Origin of the sequence: Protofrankia sp. BMG5.30, assembly GCF_001983005.1 — a bacterium.
Classification (GTDB): domain Bacteria; phylum Actinomycetota; class Actinomycetes; order Frankiales; family Frankiaceae; genus Protofrankia; species Protofrankia coriariae.
This window is the reverse complement of record NZ_MOME01000017.1, coordinates 133,500-149,495: the sequence shown is the minus strand read 5'-3', so window position 1 is coordinate 149,495 and position 15,996 is coordinate 133,500. Positions and strand designations below refer to the sequence as shown.

Here is a 15,996-nt window from a genome sequence, read left to right as displayed (position 1 = left end):
GGAGCGGATCGCCCGGTCCGGTGAAGCTGTCGCGGCGGGGCCATGGCCGGGGTGTCACCGTCTCCCATGAGCGGACCCACGATGGCAGGTGTCCTCGCGCCCGGATTACGCTCGCGGTCGTCGCAGCAGTTCCTCGACGGTCGACGCGACACGGCGGCTCATCTCGTCGGGGGTCGTGCCGAGAGTGGTGCAGCGGGCCTCGACGGGGCCGTCGAGCCACAGCGTCACATAGCCGACCGCCAGCGACCAGAACATCTGCAGCACGGGCTCCGGGTCGCCGGGAGGAACAGCGCCTTCGTCCTGCGCGGCCAGGACGGTCGACCGTAGCAGCTCGATCGGACGTGCTCCTGCCGCCGTCACCTCCGGGTGCGCGGCTGGCTCGGCGAGTTCGGGGCGCAGCATCACGCGCATGTGCGCGGAATGGTCGGCGGCGAAGCCGGCGTAGGCCACGAGCAGGTCGCGTAACGCGGCGACGGCGTCGGAACCGCCGGCCCGAGCGGCGTCGAGCCGGGTGAACAGCAGGTCGTGTCCGTCGACGACAATCGCCGCGAACAGCGCCGCACGGTCGGTGAAGTGGTGGTACGGCGCGCCCGAGCTGACTCCGAGCTCCCGCGACGTGCCGACCACCATCATCGAAACCGCCGAGTCCCTCACCACGACCGGCGCCATCCCCGGCCACTGAACGCACCGGCAGCCGATCGAGCCGGCACGGCCAGCCGAGAGCAGCGACGACGCTCAGCCCTCCGAACCGAGGACTTAATGGGCGCATGTGACAGCAGGGGTCCCAATATCCTCGTCGGGTCTCTCGGTCAGCGTGAGCGGTACGCGTCGGACCGATGTTCGACGGCGGTTACGGTAACGGTACGGTTCTCCTCATCGATCTCGTACAACACCCGGTAGCTGCCGCGCCGGGCGGACCAGGTGCCCTCGTACGGTGGGAGCAGGAGGCGTTTGCCGAGCCGGTGGGGGTTGTTCAGGAGCGTGGTCGTGATGAACTCGTGGACGGCCGCCGCGATCTTCTCGGGCGGTCTGCCGGCGAGAGCGCGTGCCGCGGGGCCGGTGATCAGAAGTTTGAACGGCTCGCCGGTCTCACTCATGTCGCGCGAGGCCGCTCGGCGCTCCGCGCCCGTTTCACCATGAGCGCGGTGAGCTCCTCGGCATCGAGCACGTCGCCGGCTTCGACCGCGTCTCGGGACTCCGCGAGCTGCCGCATCGCCTCCCGGCTCGCCAGCACATCCAGTGTCTCCTCCAGCGCCGCGAGGTCATCGGGGGAGATGAGGACCGCCACGGCGTGCCCATGACGGGTGATCTCCACCCGCTCATGGGTCCGCTCCACCTCGTCGATGAGCTCCGACAGGCGGTTGCGCGCATCGGTGAACGGCATGACGGTCATAGCGTCGAGCGTACCAGGAACTGGCGCGAACTAAAGGCAGATTGCTGGCACGGCGTGCGTGTGGACCGCGCTCTCGCGCCTGTCCGCGAGCTCGTCGGCGTGCGGGTAGTCGAGGCGGCGGTCGTCACAGTCGAGGCCGGGGAATCTGGCGAAGCGGCCGGACCGGGCGTCGTCGCTTCGGGTGGGTACGGGCAGGATGGTTGCCGTGACCGAGGATGTCTGGGCTGGCCTGACGGACCGGTTCGTCGAGGGCGCGTACGCGACGGTGAAGGGCCGGGTGCGCACGTATGTCCTGCACCGCCACCTGATGGATCACCTGCCGCCGCCGCCGGCGGCCGTGCTCGACGTGGGCGGGGGCGCCGGGCACCAGTCGTTTCCGCTGGCCCGGCTGGGCTATGAGGTTGTCCTGCTCGACGCGTCCGAGGCGATGCTTGCCGCCGCGGAGCGGCGGCTGGCCGCCGAGCCAGCCGACGTCCGCGATCGTGTCCGGCTGATACTGGGAAGCGGCGAGGAGGCGCCCTCGCTGACCCGGGGCCGACGGTTTGCCGCCGTGCTGTGCCACGGCGTGTTGATGTACCTGCCCGACCCGACCCCGATGATCGAGGCCCTGTGCGCGTGCACCGACGTGGACGGCATCGTCTCGGTGATGGCACTCAACGCGGCGACCCTCGCCGTCCGCCCCGCGCTGGAGCGTCGGTGGGACGACGCACAGGCCGCCTTCCACGCCCGCGGGGAACGCGGCGTGCTGGGCCTGGACACGCGGGCCGACACCGTCGAGGAACTCTCCGTCCTGTTCGCTGATCACGGAGTCCGCCCGCTGGCCTGGTATGGCGTGTGGCTGTTCACCGACTGGACGACCCTCGACGAGGACGAGGACGAGGACGAGGACGAGGACGAGCTGACCAGGATCGCCGAGGTGGAACTCGAAGCCAGCCGGCGTGATCCCTACCGGCAGCTCAGCCGGGTGTTCCATCTCGTGGGACGCGGGTGACCTGACGCGGTTGCCCACTCCCCTGGCCGCCGTTGACAGTGATGGCGTCGAAGTCGGCCGCGTGCCTGACAGCGGAGGGCCGGGTCCGGGCGGTCGTGGGTGTCGTCTCGGCGGGCGCGCGGGACCGCGTCGTGGATCGTGATGTCGAGGCCGTCGTGGTCGGTGGCCGACCGGGGCCGGGCTTCGGCCACCTCGATGGTCCAGCCGTCCTGAGCGATCATCCAGAGGATATGGACTACCGGGTCATCGTCCGCCATGGTGATCCCGCCGCCCGCGCCCGTCACGAGGAACTCGGCTTCTTCGAAGGCTGAGGCTCGGTCACCAGGCAACTCGCCGGGGTCGCCGAAAGCCGCAGGCGCGATGAAGATCACCCTTACCGGGTTCTGACCCTCGACGGGGTCAGTCAGGGCCCGGCTCGCCGACCGAGGAGAGGGCTTTTCCCTCTAGGACGGCGGCCTGCGTGAGCCGTTCTCACCGGTCTCGCTGAACGCCCGGGAGCGCTCGGCCGCATCCGGACTGCCCCCGAACAGGCGGGCGTCGGGGTGAGCTTCCTCGGGATGCGCGGGGAGGTCCATCCCCGTACTGGTGGTGGCCGGATCGGCGGCCGCGACCCTGGCAGTGGTCGGGTCGGATTCGCGCCGCTGCGCCGGCCCGTACACCCCCTTCCCGTGGCCGTCATGCTCGCCGTCCCACGCCGGGCCGCTCCGCTCGTGTTCGAGCCGTGTCCTTGGCAGCGCCGCCGGGTGCCGTTGTCGCAGCCATCGCACGAGCAACTCCCGGACGTGGCAGCGCAGGTCGAACACGGTCGGTCCGTCGCTACCGCTGACCAGCACCCGGACCCGCACGCATCCGCCGACCGCGTCGGTTACCTGGAGCACCGAGACCCGGCCGTCCCACAGGGCGGTGGCGTCCAGGATCCGGTGCATCTCCGCCCGCATCTCCTCCACCGGCACCGACCAGTCCAGGTCCAGCTCGACCACGCCGAGCACGGCCGCCTCCCGACGCGTCCAGTTCTGGAACGGCACGGTGGTGAAGTATGTCGATGGCAGAATCATGCGTCGGTCGTCCCAGATGTGGACTACCACGTAGGTCAGTGTGATCTCCTCGATGCGTCCCCATTCCTTCTCCACGACGACCACGTCGTCCACCCGTATGGCGTCGGTGAAGGCGAGCTGCAGCCCGGCGAACACGTTCGCCAGCGAGGTCTGTGCGGCCAGCCCGGCGAGGATGCCGACGATTCCGGCGGACGCGACGATGCTGGCACCGGCAATGCGCACGCTGGGGAACGTCATCAGCATCGAGGCCACGGCTATGACGGTGATGACGACCACCGTGATGCGACGCAGCAGGGTCACCTGTGTACGCACCCGGCGGGCGTGCCGGTTGTCGGCGATGTCCATCCGGTAGCGAGCCAGGGCAAGATCCTCGAGGAGGAAGGTGAGCACCGCCACCAGCCAGGAGACGCCGCCGATAAAGGCCAGGCCGAGCAGCCGGACGATGGCCCCGGTCCAGTTCTGTTCGGGCATGGCGTTCAGCGCGACAAGCAGGGCGAGGATGACGAGGGTGAGGTGGGCCGGGCGTCGGCCGCGCTGGGCCAGGTCGGCGGCGGCTGCCGAACGGCGCCCGACCCGGCGGGCTGTCCGGTCGACGACCAGCGCAACCGTGTAGCCGAGCACGGCGGCCATGGCCAGCACGATCAGCACGGCGGGTGTCGAATCAGCCTCGGGTAGGGACATCTCGGCTGCGTGGCGAATGACCACACCGGACTCCTCGGATCAGTCTGGTAGCGGTAGCCCGGGCRGCGCCTTGCCCCGAGCGACGCGCCTGTGTCCAGGGATGCCTTCCCGCAGTGGGGCGTTATAACGTGAGAGATCCGTCACATTCGGAAGTATCATGAATTCCTTCTCGAGCGAGGTTGATCTGGCTCCGCGCTCTCGATCCCGAGCGCGGCAGGAGGGTCTGTCGGGCGCTGTCGCATTCGCCGATTATCGGTGATCTTAATGGCCGGTAACCGGCGGCTTCGGACGCCTCAGAACGACTTTGAAGGACGCCTCCACCGGAAGATTTACGGTCGAGATTCGACGGTGGCTTTCGGGCCGAGTTTCTCCAGCTATGCGACGAGCCGTTTCCGCTGCACGCCGGCGCCGGGACACCGGAGCGCGACGTCGGCGGGAGGCATGGAGGAATGAAGGAATGAAGGAATGAAGGAGAGTCCGCGATGACACGGGTTGAGCGGAGAGCGGTCGGTGCCGGTCCGGTAGCGCGGTTCCGGTGCCGCAGGCCACGGTGTTCGCCCCATCGGCCCTGCTCACGGTGACGATCGAGGAGCGGCGGAGGGGGCGAGCGACCTTCATCTCCCTGCCGGGACAGGGACGTCGATCGCCCGCATGCCAGCCGCTCTGGCCGTTGACGTACGCCTCGGCACTCCGGCCGGCRGGGAGTTGGGCGCCGTGCACGCGCGTCCCGGCGTTGGCGCCCGGTTAAGGCGGAGCCGGGCGGGTACTTGGCCGTGAGCGCACAGCGGCGGCGGTGCCTGCGGCCCTGTGGCCCGTTCCGCCCGGGCCGGCCCGCCTCCGGTCGACCTACGGCAGGAGCGACATGGCTTTCTACGACCCGGTGGAGTCGAGTTTCTATTCGTGGTGCGTCGAGCGCCTGTTGTCCTGCGCACAGCTGAGTCCCTACACCGCCGCCGGTGTGGCAGAGCTGGGGGCGGGTACCGGGATCCCGCTGCTGGAGGCCGTCGGCCGATCGGAGACGTTGGCACGGGTCCGTGGATTTGAGCGCGACCCCGACGCGTTCCGGTCAGCCCGCCGGCTGACGGAGCTGAAGGGGCCGGTGAACTACACCGTCCAGTTCGGGGACTTCTTCCGCTACGCCAGCGGGGCAACGGAGCGCTGCGTGGTCGCCAACCCCCCGTACCTGCCGGGGCAGCCGCGGCGGCCGGGTGCTCCCGACCTGTACGGCGGGGCGCGAGGAGCCGAAGTGACCTGCCGGATTCTGGGCTGCTCCTTCGACCTGGTGATGGTGATGGTCGCCTCGATCTCCGATCCGCTCGGCGTCCTGGCGGAGGCGACCCGCTGTGGGTACCGGGTGGTGGACTGGGTGACGCGCCCGATCAGGTTCGGCCCCTACTGCCGCGACCCCGAGGTGTGGCGGCGCATCCAGTCCCTTGCCGCCGCCGGGCAGGCATTCTTCCACCAGGAGGGCTACCTGCTCGCCGGTGTCACCTGGATCCGTGACCATAGCCGTGCGTACCCGCCCGGGAGGGACTCGGTGGTTCTGGCCCAGGTGCTGAGCGCGGGCGCCGCGGCGGTGCCGGCATGACCGCCTCCCGCTCCCGGCCCGTGACCACGACCTTCCGCGGGCCGAACGGTGCCGACTACGGCGACGTTCTCAGCCCGGCCGAGCTCGGGCCGAGCCCTCTGCCGCGCCCGCGGGGCACCCTCAGCGCCGTTCTGACCACCGCTCTGGCCGGGCCGGTCCATGCCGTGGACAGGGTGCCCGCGGCCGACGATGACGCCCTGTTCGGTGAGGACGCCGCCCTCGCCCTGTACTGCCTGTACGAGCTGCACTACCGCGGGTTTGCCGATGTGGCGGACGGCTGGGAGTGGGAGCCGTCGCTGCTGGGACTGCGCCGGCTCCTGGAGCGCGATCTCCTGGCCCGGCTGCGGGAGGACGTGGGCCTCGCCACCCCCGGCACCGAGCCGGGCGACCTCCTCACGGACGGGATCGCGGGCGCGCTGCGCCGCATCGTCGACGCTCCCAGCGGCCCGTCACTGTCGGGGTATCTCGCCGAACGCGGTTCGCTGGGCCAGTTCCGTGAGTTCGCCGTCCACCGTTCCCTGCTCCAGCTCAAGGAAGCAGATCCGCACTCGTGGGCGATTCCCCGGCTGGCCGGCGCGGCGAAGGCCGCGCTGGTCGAGATCCAGACCGACGAGTACGGTCACGGCGCCCAACGGGACATGCACCAGACCCTCTTCGGCCTCACCCTGCGCGCCCTGGGACTGGACCCTGCGTACGGGGCCTACCTCGACCGTGTCCCGGCCACCACGCTCGCCACCGTCAACGTGCCGTCCTTCTTCGGCCTGCACCGCGAACACCGGGCCGCGCTCGTCGGTCATCTCGCCGTGTTCGAGATGACCTCGGTCGGGCCGATGAGTGCCTACAGCGCCGCCCTGCGCCGCCACGGCCTGCCCCCGGCCGCCCGTCTGTTCTTCGACACGCACGTCGTGGCGGACGCCCACCACCAGACGGTCGCCGCCGACGCCCTCGCCACCGGCCTCGTGCGGGCCGAACCCGGCCTCGCTGCCGGCCTGCTCTTCGGCGCGCGGGCGGCGATGGCCGTCGAGGCCCGCGCCGCCGAGGCGATCATGACTGCCTGGGAGAGAGGGGAATCGTCCCTGATCTGATCCGCGGCGATGAACAGCGGTTGCTCGGCAGGTTCGTCTGGGGTCGTCTTCTTGGTCGTCTTCTTCTTGTGCCGTCCCGCGGCCGGATGTGTTCCGGATGTGTTTTGGTCCCGGCGGCCAAGGGAGAGCGGTGGGGACGGGTGGTGCCCGCGCGGGCGCGCCCGACGGCCGCCGTCAGCCCGTCGGCGCCGGGGCTGGCCGCACCCGGCTGGTCATCCTGAGTCCGCGGCGGGTGCCGAACTTCGTCCAGCCCAGGGAGCTCGACGTGACATCCTTTGATGGCCGCCTCGTCGACGACCGCGGCGTGGTGACTCTGAGCCTGGCGGGACACACGGCCACCGACTCCGAAACCGCCGAGTTCGCCTCGGCCTTCACCACGGCGGTGGCGGCCCACCGTCATTTCGACCGCCACGCCGAGCTCGTCCCAGCCTGAGACCCGTTCCGTCGCTGCCGGAGCATGCCGCCGCTGCCGAGGCTCATGGTGCCGAGCCCGTGCTGTCGGTGCCCGCGGTACCCGGGCCTCGGCCGCGCCCTCACGGCCCGGCTCACCCATGTCACCCGGGCGAGCCGACAACGGCCTGAACGACCTGCCGGTCCCCGGACCACGACGTGAGGAGGGCCTTCGGAGCCGGACCGGTTGGTGACCACGCCCGGGCCGGGCACGAGGGCGTCCAGCACGTACCCGAAGACGGCCCGGTCGGGGATGCGGCGGCGGTGGCAGCCTGGCGGGTGGGCGGGGCCGGACTCGGGCGGCGGTCCGCTGGTGTGCGGGTCAGCAGGGCCTCGAACCGGCTCCAGATCGGGCCGAGCAAGGATGATGGGACGGCGGGCATGAGATCCTCCAGTGCTCACGGACTGTGATGATCCGACGATCGCCAGGTTCCGCGCCTGCTCGCATGTCGATCTCCTGGACCCGCGCCTATTGCCGGTCACTCTTACTCGTCTAAGCGTTTCCCGTGGTAGCCGGCGGGTCATCCCTCGAGAACGAGTCCGGGCAGGCGGGGAATTTGACATCTCCTGTTTGCTGAGCCGTCGCTGCCGGTGCACTGACGATGATGCGGAACGTCACTACCCTGGCTTCGCTCCCCAGTCAGGCGCTGCTTTCCCCCTGGCCCATTCTGGAGGTCCGCCCGTGTCCCCTGCCGTTGCTGTCCGGCGTCCGCGCTGGCTGCTGAGCATGCTCGGTGCCGCCGTCGTTCTGGCCGTCGCGTCGATTGGTGTGTGGAGCGCAGAGCCCGCGCACGCCGCGGCGCTCCCCACACCCGACCACGTCGTCGTCGTGGTGCTCGAGAACCACGCCTACTCCCAGGTGATCGGCAGCTCCAGCGCTCCCTACATCAACTCACTGAAGACCGGCGGCGCGAACCTCACCGCGTCGTACGCCATCACCCACCCCAGCCAGCCCAACTACATGGCGCTCTTCTCCGGGGGAACCCAGGGCATCACCAGCGACAGCTGCTACACGCCGGGGTTCAGCAGCGCCGCCAACCTCGGCTCCGAGCTGATCGCGGCCGGTCTCGCCTGGGGCAGCTACAACGAGGGCCTGCCCTCCCAGGGTTCGACGGTCTGCAGCAACAGCAGCACGAAGTACGCGCGGAAGCACAACCCCTGGTTCGGGTTCAGCAACGTGCCGACGAACACCGCCTACACGTTCGCCCAGTTCCCGACCAACTACTCGACTCTGCCGAAGATATCGTTCGTCGTCCCGAACCTGTGCAACGACATGCACGACTGCTCCGTGAGTACCGGTGACACCTGGCTGCAGAACAACCTCGGCGCCTATGCCACCTGGGCCACGACCCACAACAGCCTGCTCATCGTGACCTTCGACGAGGACAACAGCCTCAACGGCAACCACATCCCCACGGTGCTCTACGGGCAGCACGTCACCGCGGGCAGCTCCTCGTCGACGACCTACAACCACTACAACCTGCTGYGCACCCTGGAGGACCTGGCCGGTCTGACGACACACGCGGGTAGCGCCGCCAGTGCGTCGGACATCACCGGCATCTGGAGCTAGCGTCCGTGTACCTCGCGGACGCGTACACCGTCCCCACTTCTGCTGGCCCGGGTACCGACCCGGGCCAGCAGGCCGCGGCGCCCGCCGCTCGCGTCACACCGCGGGCCGTCGCGCGGGCGCTGCCGCGCACGGTCCTCGTGCTGGGAACGGTGAGCCTCCTCACCGACGTCTCGGCCGAGATGGTCACCGCTGTCCTACCGCTCTACCTGGTGGCGGAGCTGGGCCTCTCACCGCTGGGTTTCGGCCTGCTGGACGGCATCTACAACGGCTTCAGCACGCTGGTCCGCCTTGTCGGCGGCCATCTCGCCGACCGCGGCGGACGGCACAAGGCTGTCGCCGCGGTCGGCTACGGGCTGTCCGCGCTGTGCAAGCCCGCGCTGCTCCTCGCGCACGGGGTGGCGTCAATCGGCGTGGTGCTCGCGGCCGACCGGACCGGCAAGGGGCTGCGGACCGCTCCGCGCGACGCGATGATCTCCCTGGCGTCGTCGGCCGAAACCCAGGGCCGCTCGTTCGGCATACACCGGGCGATGGACACCGCGGGCGCGCTGCTGGGCCCGATCATCGCCTTTTTCGTGATGCGGGCCGCGGTTGACGGATTCGACGCCCTGTTCATGGTGAGCTTCTGTATCGCCATGACGGGCGTGGCGGTCCTGCTGCTGTTCGCCCCGGGTCGTGGCCACACGACAGACGCCCCAGGTCGCGGCCACGCGACGGCCGGAGCCGACGCGGCCGGGAACGCCGCGTCCGCGCCGGTCGAGGACGCGCCGGCCTCCCGCGCGCGGGAGGAGGCGACCGTCTCCGCGCGCGCGGCGTTCGGCCTGCTGCGTCGCCCCGATCTGCGCTGGTTGGCGCTGTGCGCGTTGCTGCTCGGCCTGGCCACCGTCAGCGACTCCTTCCTCTATCTGATGCTGCAGCGCGACCTGGCCATGCCGCGGGAGTGGTTCCCGCTGTTGCCGGTCGCCACGGCCGGGACGTTCCTGCTGCTGGCGGTGCCGTTCGGGCAGGCCGCCGACCGGTTCGGTCGCTGGCGGGTCTTTCTCGCCGGGCACGTCGGCCTGCTGGTGGCGTACGGGCTGCTGCTCGTGCCGGTGAGCGACGCGGCGCTGTTGGCCGTCGTCCTCGTCCTGCACGGCGCCTTCTACGCCGCGACAGACGGGGTGCTGATGGCCGACGCCGCGGTCTCGGTGCCCGCGCAGCTGCGCTCCAGCGGCCTGGCCCTGGTGCAGACCGCGCAGGGAAGCGCCCGGTTCGCGTGCTCGCTGCTCTTCGGGGCCGCCTGGTCGGCCTGGGGGGACCGCGCGGCGTTGGCTTCCGCGACGGTCGCGCTGGCAGTCTGCGTCACGTTGGGCGCGGTTGCGCGGCCCCTGCGGGCACTGGGGACGGCGGCATCGCGGGGAGCCACGACATGACGGACCGCGCCCGGCTGGTCGTACTGTTCCTGACCGTCGTCCTGCTCGGCGGTGTCTCCGTCGGCTGGGTGCGGTACGCCTCCGAGCGCGGGGCGCTCAGGGACCGCCAACAGCAGGACGGCCCGCCGGTGGCCGCCGGCCGGGTCACGCTGGCCGGGACCGGCGCCGGCTCGCCCCGGCAACAACGGTTGGTCTTCCGCAACATGCTCTGGGGCCCGCAACGGGACGAACTGGTGTCGGTGGCCGCGTCGGCGCCGTCCGGCCCGCGCACCGCGTYGGATGTCCGCTGCCTGCGCTTCTACGCCGCCGCCGGTACCGGCATCTGCCTGCAGCGGCTGCCGGGCACGCTCGAGGAGAGATACCGGGCGRTGGTGCTGGACGCGGACCTGCGTGAACAGCGGCATTTCCCGCTGGACGGCATCCCCACCCGGGCTCGGGTCTCGCCCAGCGGCCGGATGGTGGCGTGGACGGTGTTCGTCAGCGGTGACTCCTACGCGGGTACCCAGTTCTCCACCCGCGCCTCGATCCTCGACACCCGCACCTGGACGCTTCAGCAGTCGCTGGAGGACTACCAGGTGATCATGGATGGTAAGGCGTACCGCGGCGCTGACGTCAACTTCTGGGGCGTCACGTTCGCCGACGACGACCACTTCTACGCCACCCTGGCCACCCGCGGGAAGACCTACCTGGTGCGCGGGGACGTCCGGGCCAGGACCGTGACCACCCTGCGCGAGAACGTCGAGTGCCCGTCGCTGTCGCCCGACGGCACCCGGCTGGCGTTCAAGAAACGGGTGCCGGAGGCCTCCGCGGACGCGCCGTGGCGGGAGTACGTCCTCGACCTGCGCGACATGCGGGAGACACCGCTCGGCGAACACCGAAGTGTTGACGACCAGGCCGTCTGGCTCGACAACAGCACCCTCGTCTACGCTCTCGCCGGTGACTACGGCTCGGATCTGTGGACCATCCCGGCCGACGGCACAGGTAGCCCGACCCGGCTGACGACCGCGGCGCTCGCGCCCGCCGTGATCGGCTGACCGCCCGCGCGTTCGCGGGGGAAGCAGACCCGCGGAGCGGCCGAGTAGCTGACGATCCACCTGATATACCGCACAGGGCCGAGAGCGTCGACAGCAGGCGTCGTCCAGCACGGTCAGCGTCGAAGCCCCGCAGAAGGCGTTCGACGACATCTTCGCGACGATGGACGCCATCAACACGTACAGGGCGGAGACGGTCGAGAGCATGGCGGCGACGGGCAGCGGCCCGGCCAGCGCGCCGAACTGGTCCATGGCCTCGTGGACGGTGAACCCGCGGCCCCGGCCGGTGGCGGCGGCCGCGCGGTGCCCACCTCGGCGATCAGGACCATCAGCACGCCGATCGCCGCGCAGCCGGCCGTGTTCACCGCGAACATGGTCCCGCCCCCGCGAGCCACGACCGCGCGCTCAGCCGACGGCAGCGCCGAACCACCTGGGCAGCTGGCCGAGCAGATCCCGCTGATCTTCACCGACCCACGCCACGTGGCCGTCCGGCCGCAGCAGCGCCGTACGCCCGCACCTGTCCGGTGACCAGGGAGCCAGCCACCCGCAGCAGGTCCGGCCAGTGCGTGACCACCTTGTTCAGGTTGACCTTGTTGCAGGCCAGCGGTTCCAGCGGGTGATACCCGCCGGCGTCCGTCCCGGGCATCTCCGCCCTCCGGAAGCGAATCCACCAGACATTCGACGGGAGGCATCCCAGTTACCTCTTGTCGAAGATTGATCCCTGTTCTGTCCGAGGGCGGGAAGCGGGCCGTTATGACAGCACCAGACTCACATCCTTGAGCCCTTCATGATCATCAAATGGCGATCATGCTGTTCTGGCCGGCGTCAGGGGCTTGTGAGGATGACGAGTTGCCGGGTCGCTCGGGTCATCGCGACGTAGCGGTCGACCGCTCCTTCGATACCGTTACCGAACGTTTCCGGGTCGACGAGGACGATCAGATCGAACTCGAGGCCTTCCGACAGCTCCGGGGTCAGCGACCGGACGCGGGGCGTCGCCCGGAACGCGGGATCGCCGACAACGCGGGCGATCCCATCGGTATGCGCGGCGAGCCAGGTGTCGAGGATCGAGCCCAGATCAAGCCCTTCGCGAAGCGACGGCGAGCCGCGTACCCCGGCCTCGGCATCGCCAGCACTGGCCTTCAGCAGCGCGCTGTGAGCCGGCATCTTGCCGCGAACACGGGTTCCTCGACCTTCCGCTTCACGCTCGTGTCCTACCTTCTGATCGAGGGGGCCTGACTCCGTCGAGCTCGTTCTGTGYCTGTGCCGGCCGGCGTTCGCGGGTCGGCGCTCGGCCGGCTGGTTCTTGCGGTGTGGCACGATTTCGCAGGTGACGAGCAGACCCGCCGCGGCACAGCGCCTGAGCGATCTCGCCCGGCTGCGCCGCGTCCGCGACCGGATCGACCGGGAGTACGCGCGGCCGCTGGACGTCGAGGTGCTCGCCCGCGGCGCGCACATGTCGGCCGGGCATCTCAGCCGCGAGTTCCGGCGCGCCTACGGCGAGTCGCCATACGCCTATCTCATGACGCGACGCATCGAGCGTGCGATGGCGCTGCTGCGTCGTGGCGACCTGAGCGTCACCGAGGTCTGTTTCGCGGTGGGCTGCTCGTCGCTGGGCACCTTCAGCAGTCGCTTCACCGAGCTGGTCGGTGTGCCGCCCAGCGTCTATCGGCGCCAGGCGGCGCACGTGACGGCGGGGATGCCGTCCTGTGTGGCGAGACAGGTGACCAGACCGGTCAGGAATCGAGAAGCGCCGGCCCGCGAGCCGCACCTAGCGTGACCGCCATGGGCATCACCATTCACGCGAGCTTCCTCCCGCACAACGACCCGGACGCCGCCCTGGCCTTCTACCGCGACGCCCTCGGCTTCGAGGTTCGCAACGACGTCGGATACGGCGGGCTGCGCTGGATCACGGTCGGCCCCGCCGACCAGCCCGGCACGTCCATCGTCCTGACACCGCCGGCCGCCGACCCCGGCGTCACCGACGACGAGCGCCACACCATCGTCGAGATGATGGCCAAGGGCACCTACGCCGGCATCCTGCTGGCCACCGCCGACCTCGACGGCACCTTCGCGCGGCTGCAGGCCGGCGACACCGAGGTCGTCCAGGAGCCGACCGAGCAGCCGTACGGCGTTCGCGACTGCGCCGTCCGTGATCCCGCGGGCAACCTGATCCGCATCCAGGAGCTGCGCTGAGCTGGCCGGCGATCGTGGCCACGACCCGCGCTCCCCGACCGACGGGTTCCGAATGGCAGGTCCGACCGACGAGTCCCGAATGACAGGTGCCGAATGACGAGTGCCGAACATGGAGACACGATGAGCACGGCCATAAGGACGGGCCCGCGGACGTCCGCACCGCACGTTGCCGACAGTCACGAGCTGATCCGGGTGCGAGGCGCGCGCGAGAACAACCTCAAGGACGTCAGCATCGAGATCCCGAAACGCCGGCTGACGGTGTTCACCGGCGTCTCCGGCTCGGGCAAGAGCTCACTGGTGTTCGGCACGATCGCCGCGGAGTCGCAGCGGCTGATCAACGAGACGTACAGCGCCTTCGTGCAGGGCTTCATGCCGACGCTGGCACGGCCCGAGGTCGACGTGCTCGAGGGGCTGACAACCGTGATCATCGTCGACCAGCAGCGGATGGGTGCCGATGTCCGTTCCACGGTCGGCACCGCCACCGACGCGGGCGTGCTGCTGCGCATCCTGTTCAGCCGGCTCGGACGGCCGCACATCGGCCCGCCCAACGCGTTCTCGTTCAACGTCCCCTCGGTCCGGGCGAGCGGTGCGATCACGGTCGAACGCGGTGCCGGTAGGACCGTGACACAGACCTTCACCCGCGCCGGCGGCATGTGTCCGCGCTGCGAGGGCCGGGGAACGGTCACCGACTTCGACCTGTCCGCGCTGTACGACGACAGCAAGTCGCTCAACGAGGGTGCGCTCACGATCCCCGGCTACAGCGTCGACGGCTGGTACGGCCGCATCTTCGGCGGCTGCGGCTTCCTCGACCCGGACAAGCCGATCCGCGGGTACACCAGGAAGGAGCTCCACGACCTCCTCCACAAGGAGCCGACCAAGATCAGGGTCGACGGTGTCAACCTGACGTACGAGGGCCTGATCCCGAAGATCCAGAAATCGTTCCTGTCCAAGGACGTCGACGCGCTGCAGCCGCACGTTCGCGCCTTCGTGGAGCGGGCGACGACGTTCACCACCTGCCCCGAGTGCGACGGTACCCGGCTGGGCGAGGCGGCCCGGTCGTCGCGGATCGGCGGGATCAACATCGCCGACGCGTGCGCGATGCAGATCAGCGACCTGGCCGGATGGGTCCGCGGCCTCGGCGAGCCGTCGGTGGCGCCGCTGCTCGCGGCGCTGCGACGGATCCTCGACTCGTTCGTGGAGATCGGGCTGGGCTACCTCTCGCTCGACCGGCCGTCGGGCACGCTGTCGGGCGGCGAGGCGCAGCGCGTCAAGATGATCCGTCACCTCGGCTCCTCGCTCACCGACGTCACCTACGTCTTCGACGAGCCCACCACCGGCCTGCACCCCCATGACATCCAGCGGATGAACGACCTGCTGCTGCGGCTGCGGGACAAGGGCAACACAGTGCTCGTCGTGGAGCACAAGCCGGAGACGATCGCGATCGCCGACCACGTCGTCGACCTCGGCCCCGGCGCCGGTACGGCGGGCGGCGCCGTCTGCTTCGAGGGCACCGTCGAGGGACTGCGGGCCAGCGGCACCCTCACCGGCCGCCATCTCGACGACCGGGCCACCCTCAGGGAGACGGTGCGGACGCCCACCGGCCGGCTCGCGATCCGCGGCGCGAGGACGCACAACCTGCGCGACGTCGACGTCGACATCCCGCTCGGGGTGCTTGTCGTCGTCACCGGTGTTGCCGGCTCCGGCAAGAGCTCGCTCGTGCACGGCTCGCTGCCCCGCCTGACGGCGCCAGCCGGCGCGGGTGTGGTGTCGATCGACCAGGGCGCGATCCGCGGCTCGCGACGGAGCAACCCGGCGACGTACACCGGGCTGCTCGACCCGATCCGCAGGGCGTTCGCGAAGGCCAACGGCGTGAAGCCGGCGCTGTTCAGCGCCAACTCCGAAGGCGCCTGCCCCACCTGCAACGGCGCCGGGGTCATCTACACCGACCTGGCGATGATGGCCGGCGTCGCCACCACCTGCGAGGAGTGCGAGGGGAAACGGTTCGAAGCGTCGGTGCTGGAACACCACCTCGGCGGCCGCGACATCAGCGAGGTGCTCGCGATGTCGGTGACCGAGGCCGCGGAGTTCTTCGGCGCCGGCGAGGCGCGCACGCCGGCCGCGCACACCATCCTCGGCCGGCTCGCCGACGTCGGGCTCGGCTACCTCAGCCTCGGCCAGCCGCTCACCACCCTGTCCGGCGGCGAGCGGCAGCGCCTGAAGCTGGCCACCCGCATGGCTGAGAAGGGTGGCATCTACGTCCTCGACGAGCCGACCTCGGGTCTGCACCTCGCCGACGTCGAGCAGCTGCTCGGCCTGCTCGACCGGCTCGTCGACGCCGGCAAGTCGGTCATCGTCGTCGAGCATCACCAGGCGGTCATGGCGCACGCCGACTGGATCATCGACCTTGGCCCCGGCGCCGGCCACGACGGCGGCCGGATCGTCTTCGAGGGCACCCCCGCCGACCTCGTCGCCGCCCGCCGCACCCTCACCGGCGAGCATCTCGCCGCCTACGTCGGCGCCTGACCGGAAAAACTCCCGCGGATCGCGGTG

The 15,996-nt window shown here is 70.3% G+C and carries 14 protein-coding genes and 7 pseudogenes; 12 read left to right on the top strand and 9 right to left on the bottom strand.

The genetic code is table 11. The annotated features are described in order from the left end of the window. Positions 1-105 precede the first annotated feature (105 nt). The 3 genes from BL254_RS11650 to BL254_RS11640 form a co-directional block, all read right to left on the bottom strand. A complete protein-coding gene (locus BL254_RS11650) occupies positions 106-657 on the bottom strand; it encodes a TetR/AcrR family transcriptional regulator (protein ID WP_175648354.1) in 552 nt (183 codons plus the stop codon). A gap of 152 nt (positions 658-809) precedes the next feature. Beyond that, positions 810-1,097 carry a type II toxin-antitoxin system RelE/ParE family toxin gene (locus tag BL254_RS11645; protein ID WP_047221767.1) on the bottom strand — a complete coding sequence of 96 codons (288 nt, stop codon included), beginning with the start codon at positions 1,095-1,097 and terminating at the stop codon, positions 810-812. Then, the gene (locus BL254_RS11640) at positions 1,094-1,393 is read right to left on the bottom strand and encodes a type II toxin-antitoxin system Phd/YefM family antitoxin (protein ID WP_047221768.1); all 300 of its coding nucleotides are present in this window, start codon (positions 1,391-1,393) and stop codon (positions 1,094-1,096) included. The genes BL254_RS11645 and BL254_RS11640 overlap by 4 nt, the downstream gene beginning before the upstream one ends. Positions 1,394-1,589: 196 nt before the next feature. On the opposite strand from BL254_RS11640, the gene BL254_RS11635 reads away from it, so the two are divergent. After that, on the top strand, positions 1,590-2,384 hold the full coding sequence (locus tag BL254_RS11635; RefSeq protein ID WP_175648353.1) for a methyltransferase domain-containing protein: 795 nt from the start codon (positions 1,590-1,592) through the stop codon (positions 2,382-2,384). Positions 2,385-2,593: 209 nt separating this feature from the next. Continuing rightward, positions 2,594-2,695, top strand: a pseudogene (locus BL254_RS29400) (polyketide cyclase); the annotation flags it as partial. A 132-nt stretch (positions 2,696-2,827) separates the two neighbouring features. Here BL254_RS29400 and BL254_RS11625 read toward each other — a convergent pair. Continuing rightward, a complete protein-coding gene (locus BL254_RS11625) occupies positions 2,828-4,144 on the bottom strand; it encodes a mechanosensitive ion channel family protein (RefSeq protein ID WP_047221770.1) in 1,317 nt (438 codons plus the stop codon). A gap of 838 nt (positions 4,145-4,982) precedes the next feature. Here BL254_RS11625 and BL254_RS11620 point away from each other — a divergent pair. The 3 genes from BL254_RS11620 to BL254_RS11610 all read left to right on the top strand — a co-directional run bounded on the left by BL254_RS11620 (position 4,983) and on the right by BL254_RS11610 (position 7,226). Then, on the top strand, positions 4,983-5,708 hold the full coding sequence (locus BL254_RS11620; RefSeq protein ID WP_047221771.1) for a class I SAM-dependent methyltransferase: 726 nt from the start codon (positions 4,983-4,985) through the stop codon (positions 5,706-5,708). Beyond that, on the top strand, positions 5,705-6,793 hold the full coding sequence (locus BL254_RS11615) for an iron-containing redox enzyme family protein (protein WP_083730999.1): 1,089 nt from the start codon (positions 5,705-5,707) through the stop codon (positions 6,791-6,793). The genes BL254_RS11620 and BL254_RS11615 overlap by 4 nt, the downstream gene beginning before the upstream one ends. Positions 6,794-6,923: 130 nt before the next feature. Next, positions 6,924-7,226: a hypothetical protein gene (locus BL254_RS11610; RefSeq protein WP_047221772.1), complete on the top strand. Its 303-nt coding sequence runs from the start codon at positions 6,924-6,926 to the stop codon at positions 7,224-7,226. Positions 7,227-7,441: 215 nt separating this feature from the next. Here the strand turns inward: BL254_RS11610 and BL254_RS28330 are convergent. Further along, a pseudogene (locus BL254_RS28330) lies at positions 7,442-7,626 on the bottom strand (IS5/IS1182 family transposase); the annotation flags it as partial. A 344-nt stretch (positions 7,627-7,970) separates the two neighbouring features. Between BL254_RS28330 and BL254_RS11605 the strand changes: the two are divergent. From BL254_RS11605 to BL254_RS28325, 4 genes and pseudogenes are all read left to right on the top strand, one after another. Beyond that, positions 7,971-8,813, top strand: a complete 843-nt coding sequence (locus tag BL254_RS11605; protein ID WP_139342275.1) for an alkaline phosphatase family protein — start codon at positions 7,971-7,973, stop codon at positions 8,811-8,813. Positions 8,814-8,818: 5 nt separating this feature from the next. Next, positions 8,819-10,222 (top strand): MFS transporter, encoded by a 1,404-nt coding sequence (locus BL254_RS11600; RefSeq protein ID WP_052914268.1) that lies wholly within the window; start codon positions 8,819-8,821, stop codon positions 10,220-10,222. Then, positions 10,219-11,256, top strand: a complete 1,038-nt coding sequence (locus BL254_RS11595; protein ID WP_076843298.1) for a PD40 domain-containing protein — start codon at positions 10,219-10,221, stop codon at positions 11,254-11,256. Before BL254_RS11600 ends, BL254_RS11595 begins: the two co-directional genes overlap by 4 nt. Before the next feature lie 91 nt (positions 11,257-11,347). Next, positions 11,348-11,470, top strand: a pseudogene (locus BL254_RS28325) (toxic anion resistance protein); the annotation flags it as partial. Here BL254_RS28325 and BL254_RS29395 read toward each other — a convergent pair. The 4 pseudogenes from BL254_RS29395 to BL254_RS11580 all read right to left on the bottom strand — a co-directional run. Beyond that, positions 11,434-11,553 (bottom strand): annotated as a pseudogene (locus BL254_RS29395) (MFS transporter); the annotation flags it as partial. The pseudogenes BL254_RS28325 and BL254_RS29395 overlap by 37 nt on opposite strands. 105 nt (positions 11,554-11,658) lie before the next feature. Beyond that, positions 11,659-11,754, bottom strand: a pseudogene (locus tag BL254_RS29390) (hypothetical protein); the annotation flags it as partial. Beyond that, positions 11,723-11,917: pseudogene (locus tag BL254_RS11585) on the bottom strand (Tn3 family transposase); the annotation flags it as partial. The pseudogenes BL254_RS29390 and BL254_RS11585, both read right to left, overlap by 32 nt. 161 nt (positions 11,918-12,078) lie before the next feature. Next, positions 12,079-12,330 (bottom strand): annotated as a pseudogene (locus BL254_RS11580) (AAA family ATPase); the annotation flags it as partial. Positions 12,331-12,580: 250 nt separating this feature from the next. Here BL254_RS11580 and BL254_RS11570 point away from each other — a divergent pair. The 3 genes from BL254_RS11570 to BL254_RS11560 all read left to right on the top strand — a co-directional run bounded on the left by BL254_RS11570 (position 12,581) and on the right by BL254_RS11560 (position 15,969). Continuing rightward, positions 12,581-13,030: a helix-turn-helix transcriptional regulator gene (locus tag BL254_RS11570; protein ID WP_047221777.1), complete on the top strand. Its 450-nt coding sequence runs from the start codon at positions 12,581-12,583 to the stop codon at positions 13,028-13,030. A gap of 5 nt (positions 13,031-13,035) precedes the next feature. Continuing rightward, positions 13,036-13,446, top strand: coding sequence for a VOC family protein (locus tag BL254_RS11565; protein ID WP_047221859.1), 411 nt, complete (start codon positions 13,036-13,038; stop codon positions 13,444-13,446). Between the two features lie 120 nt (positions 13,447-13,566). After that, positions 13,567-15,969: an excinuclease ABC subunit UvrA gene (locus tag BL254_RS11560; protein WP_047221778.1), complete on the top strand. Its 2,403-nt coding sequence runs from the start codon at positions 13,567-13,569 to the stop codon at positions 15,967-15,969. The last annotated feature ends 27 nt before the right edge of the window (positions 15,970-15,996 follow it).

Coding starts and splice junctions, on each gene's coding strand:
- BL254_RS11565 (WP_047221859.1), top strand. CDS start 13,036: ATGGGCATCACCATTCACGCGAGCTTCCTCCCGCACAACGACCCGGAC.
- BL254_RS11615 (WP_083730999.1), top strand. CDS start 5,705: ATGACCGCCTCCCGCTCCCGGCCCGTGACCACGACCTTCCGCGGGCCG.
- BL254_RS11635 (WP_175648353.1), top strand. CDS start 1,590: ATGGTTGCCGTGACCGAGGATGTCTGGGCTGGCCTGACGGACCGGTTC.
- BL254_RS11645 (WP_047221767.1), bottom strand. CDS start 1,097: ATGAGTGAGACCGGCGAGCCGTTCAAACTTCTGATCACCGGCCCCGCG.
- BL254_RS11620 (WP_047221771.1), top strand. CDS start 4,983: ATGGCTTTCTACGACCCGGTGGAGTCGAGTTTCTATTCGTGGTGCGTC.
- BL254_RS11640 (WP_047221768.1), bottom strand. CDS start 1,393: ATGACCGTCATGCCGTTCACCGATGCGCGCAACCGCCTGTCGGAGCTC.
- BL254_RS11560 (WP_047221778.1), top strand. CDS start 13,567: ATGAGCACGGCCATAAGGACGGGCCCGCGGACGTCCGCACCGCACGTT.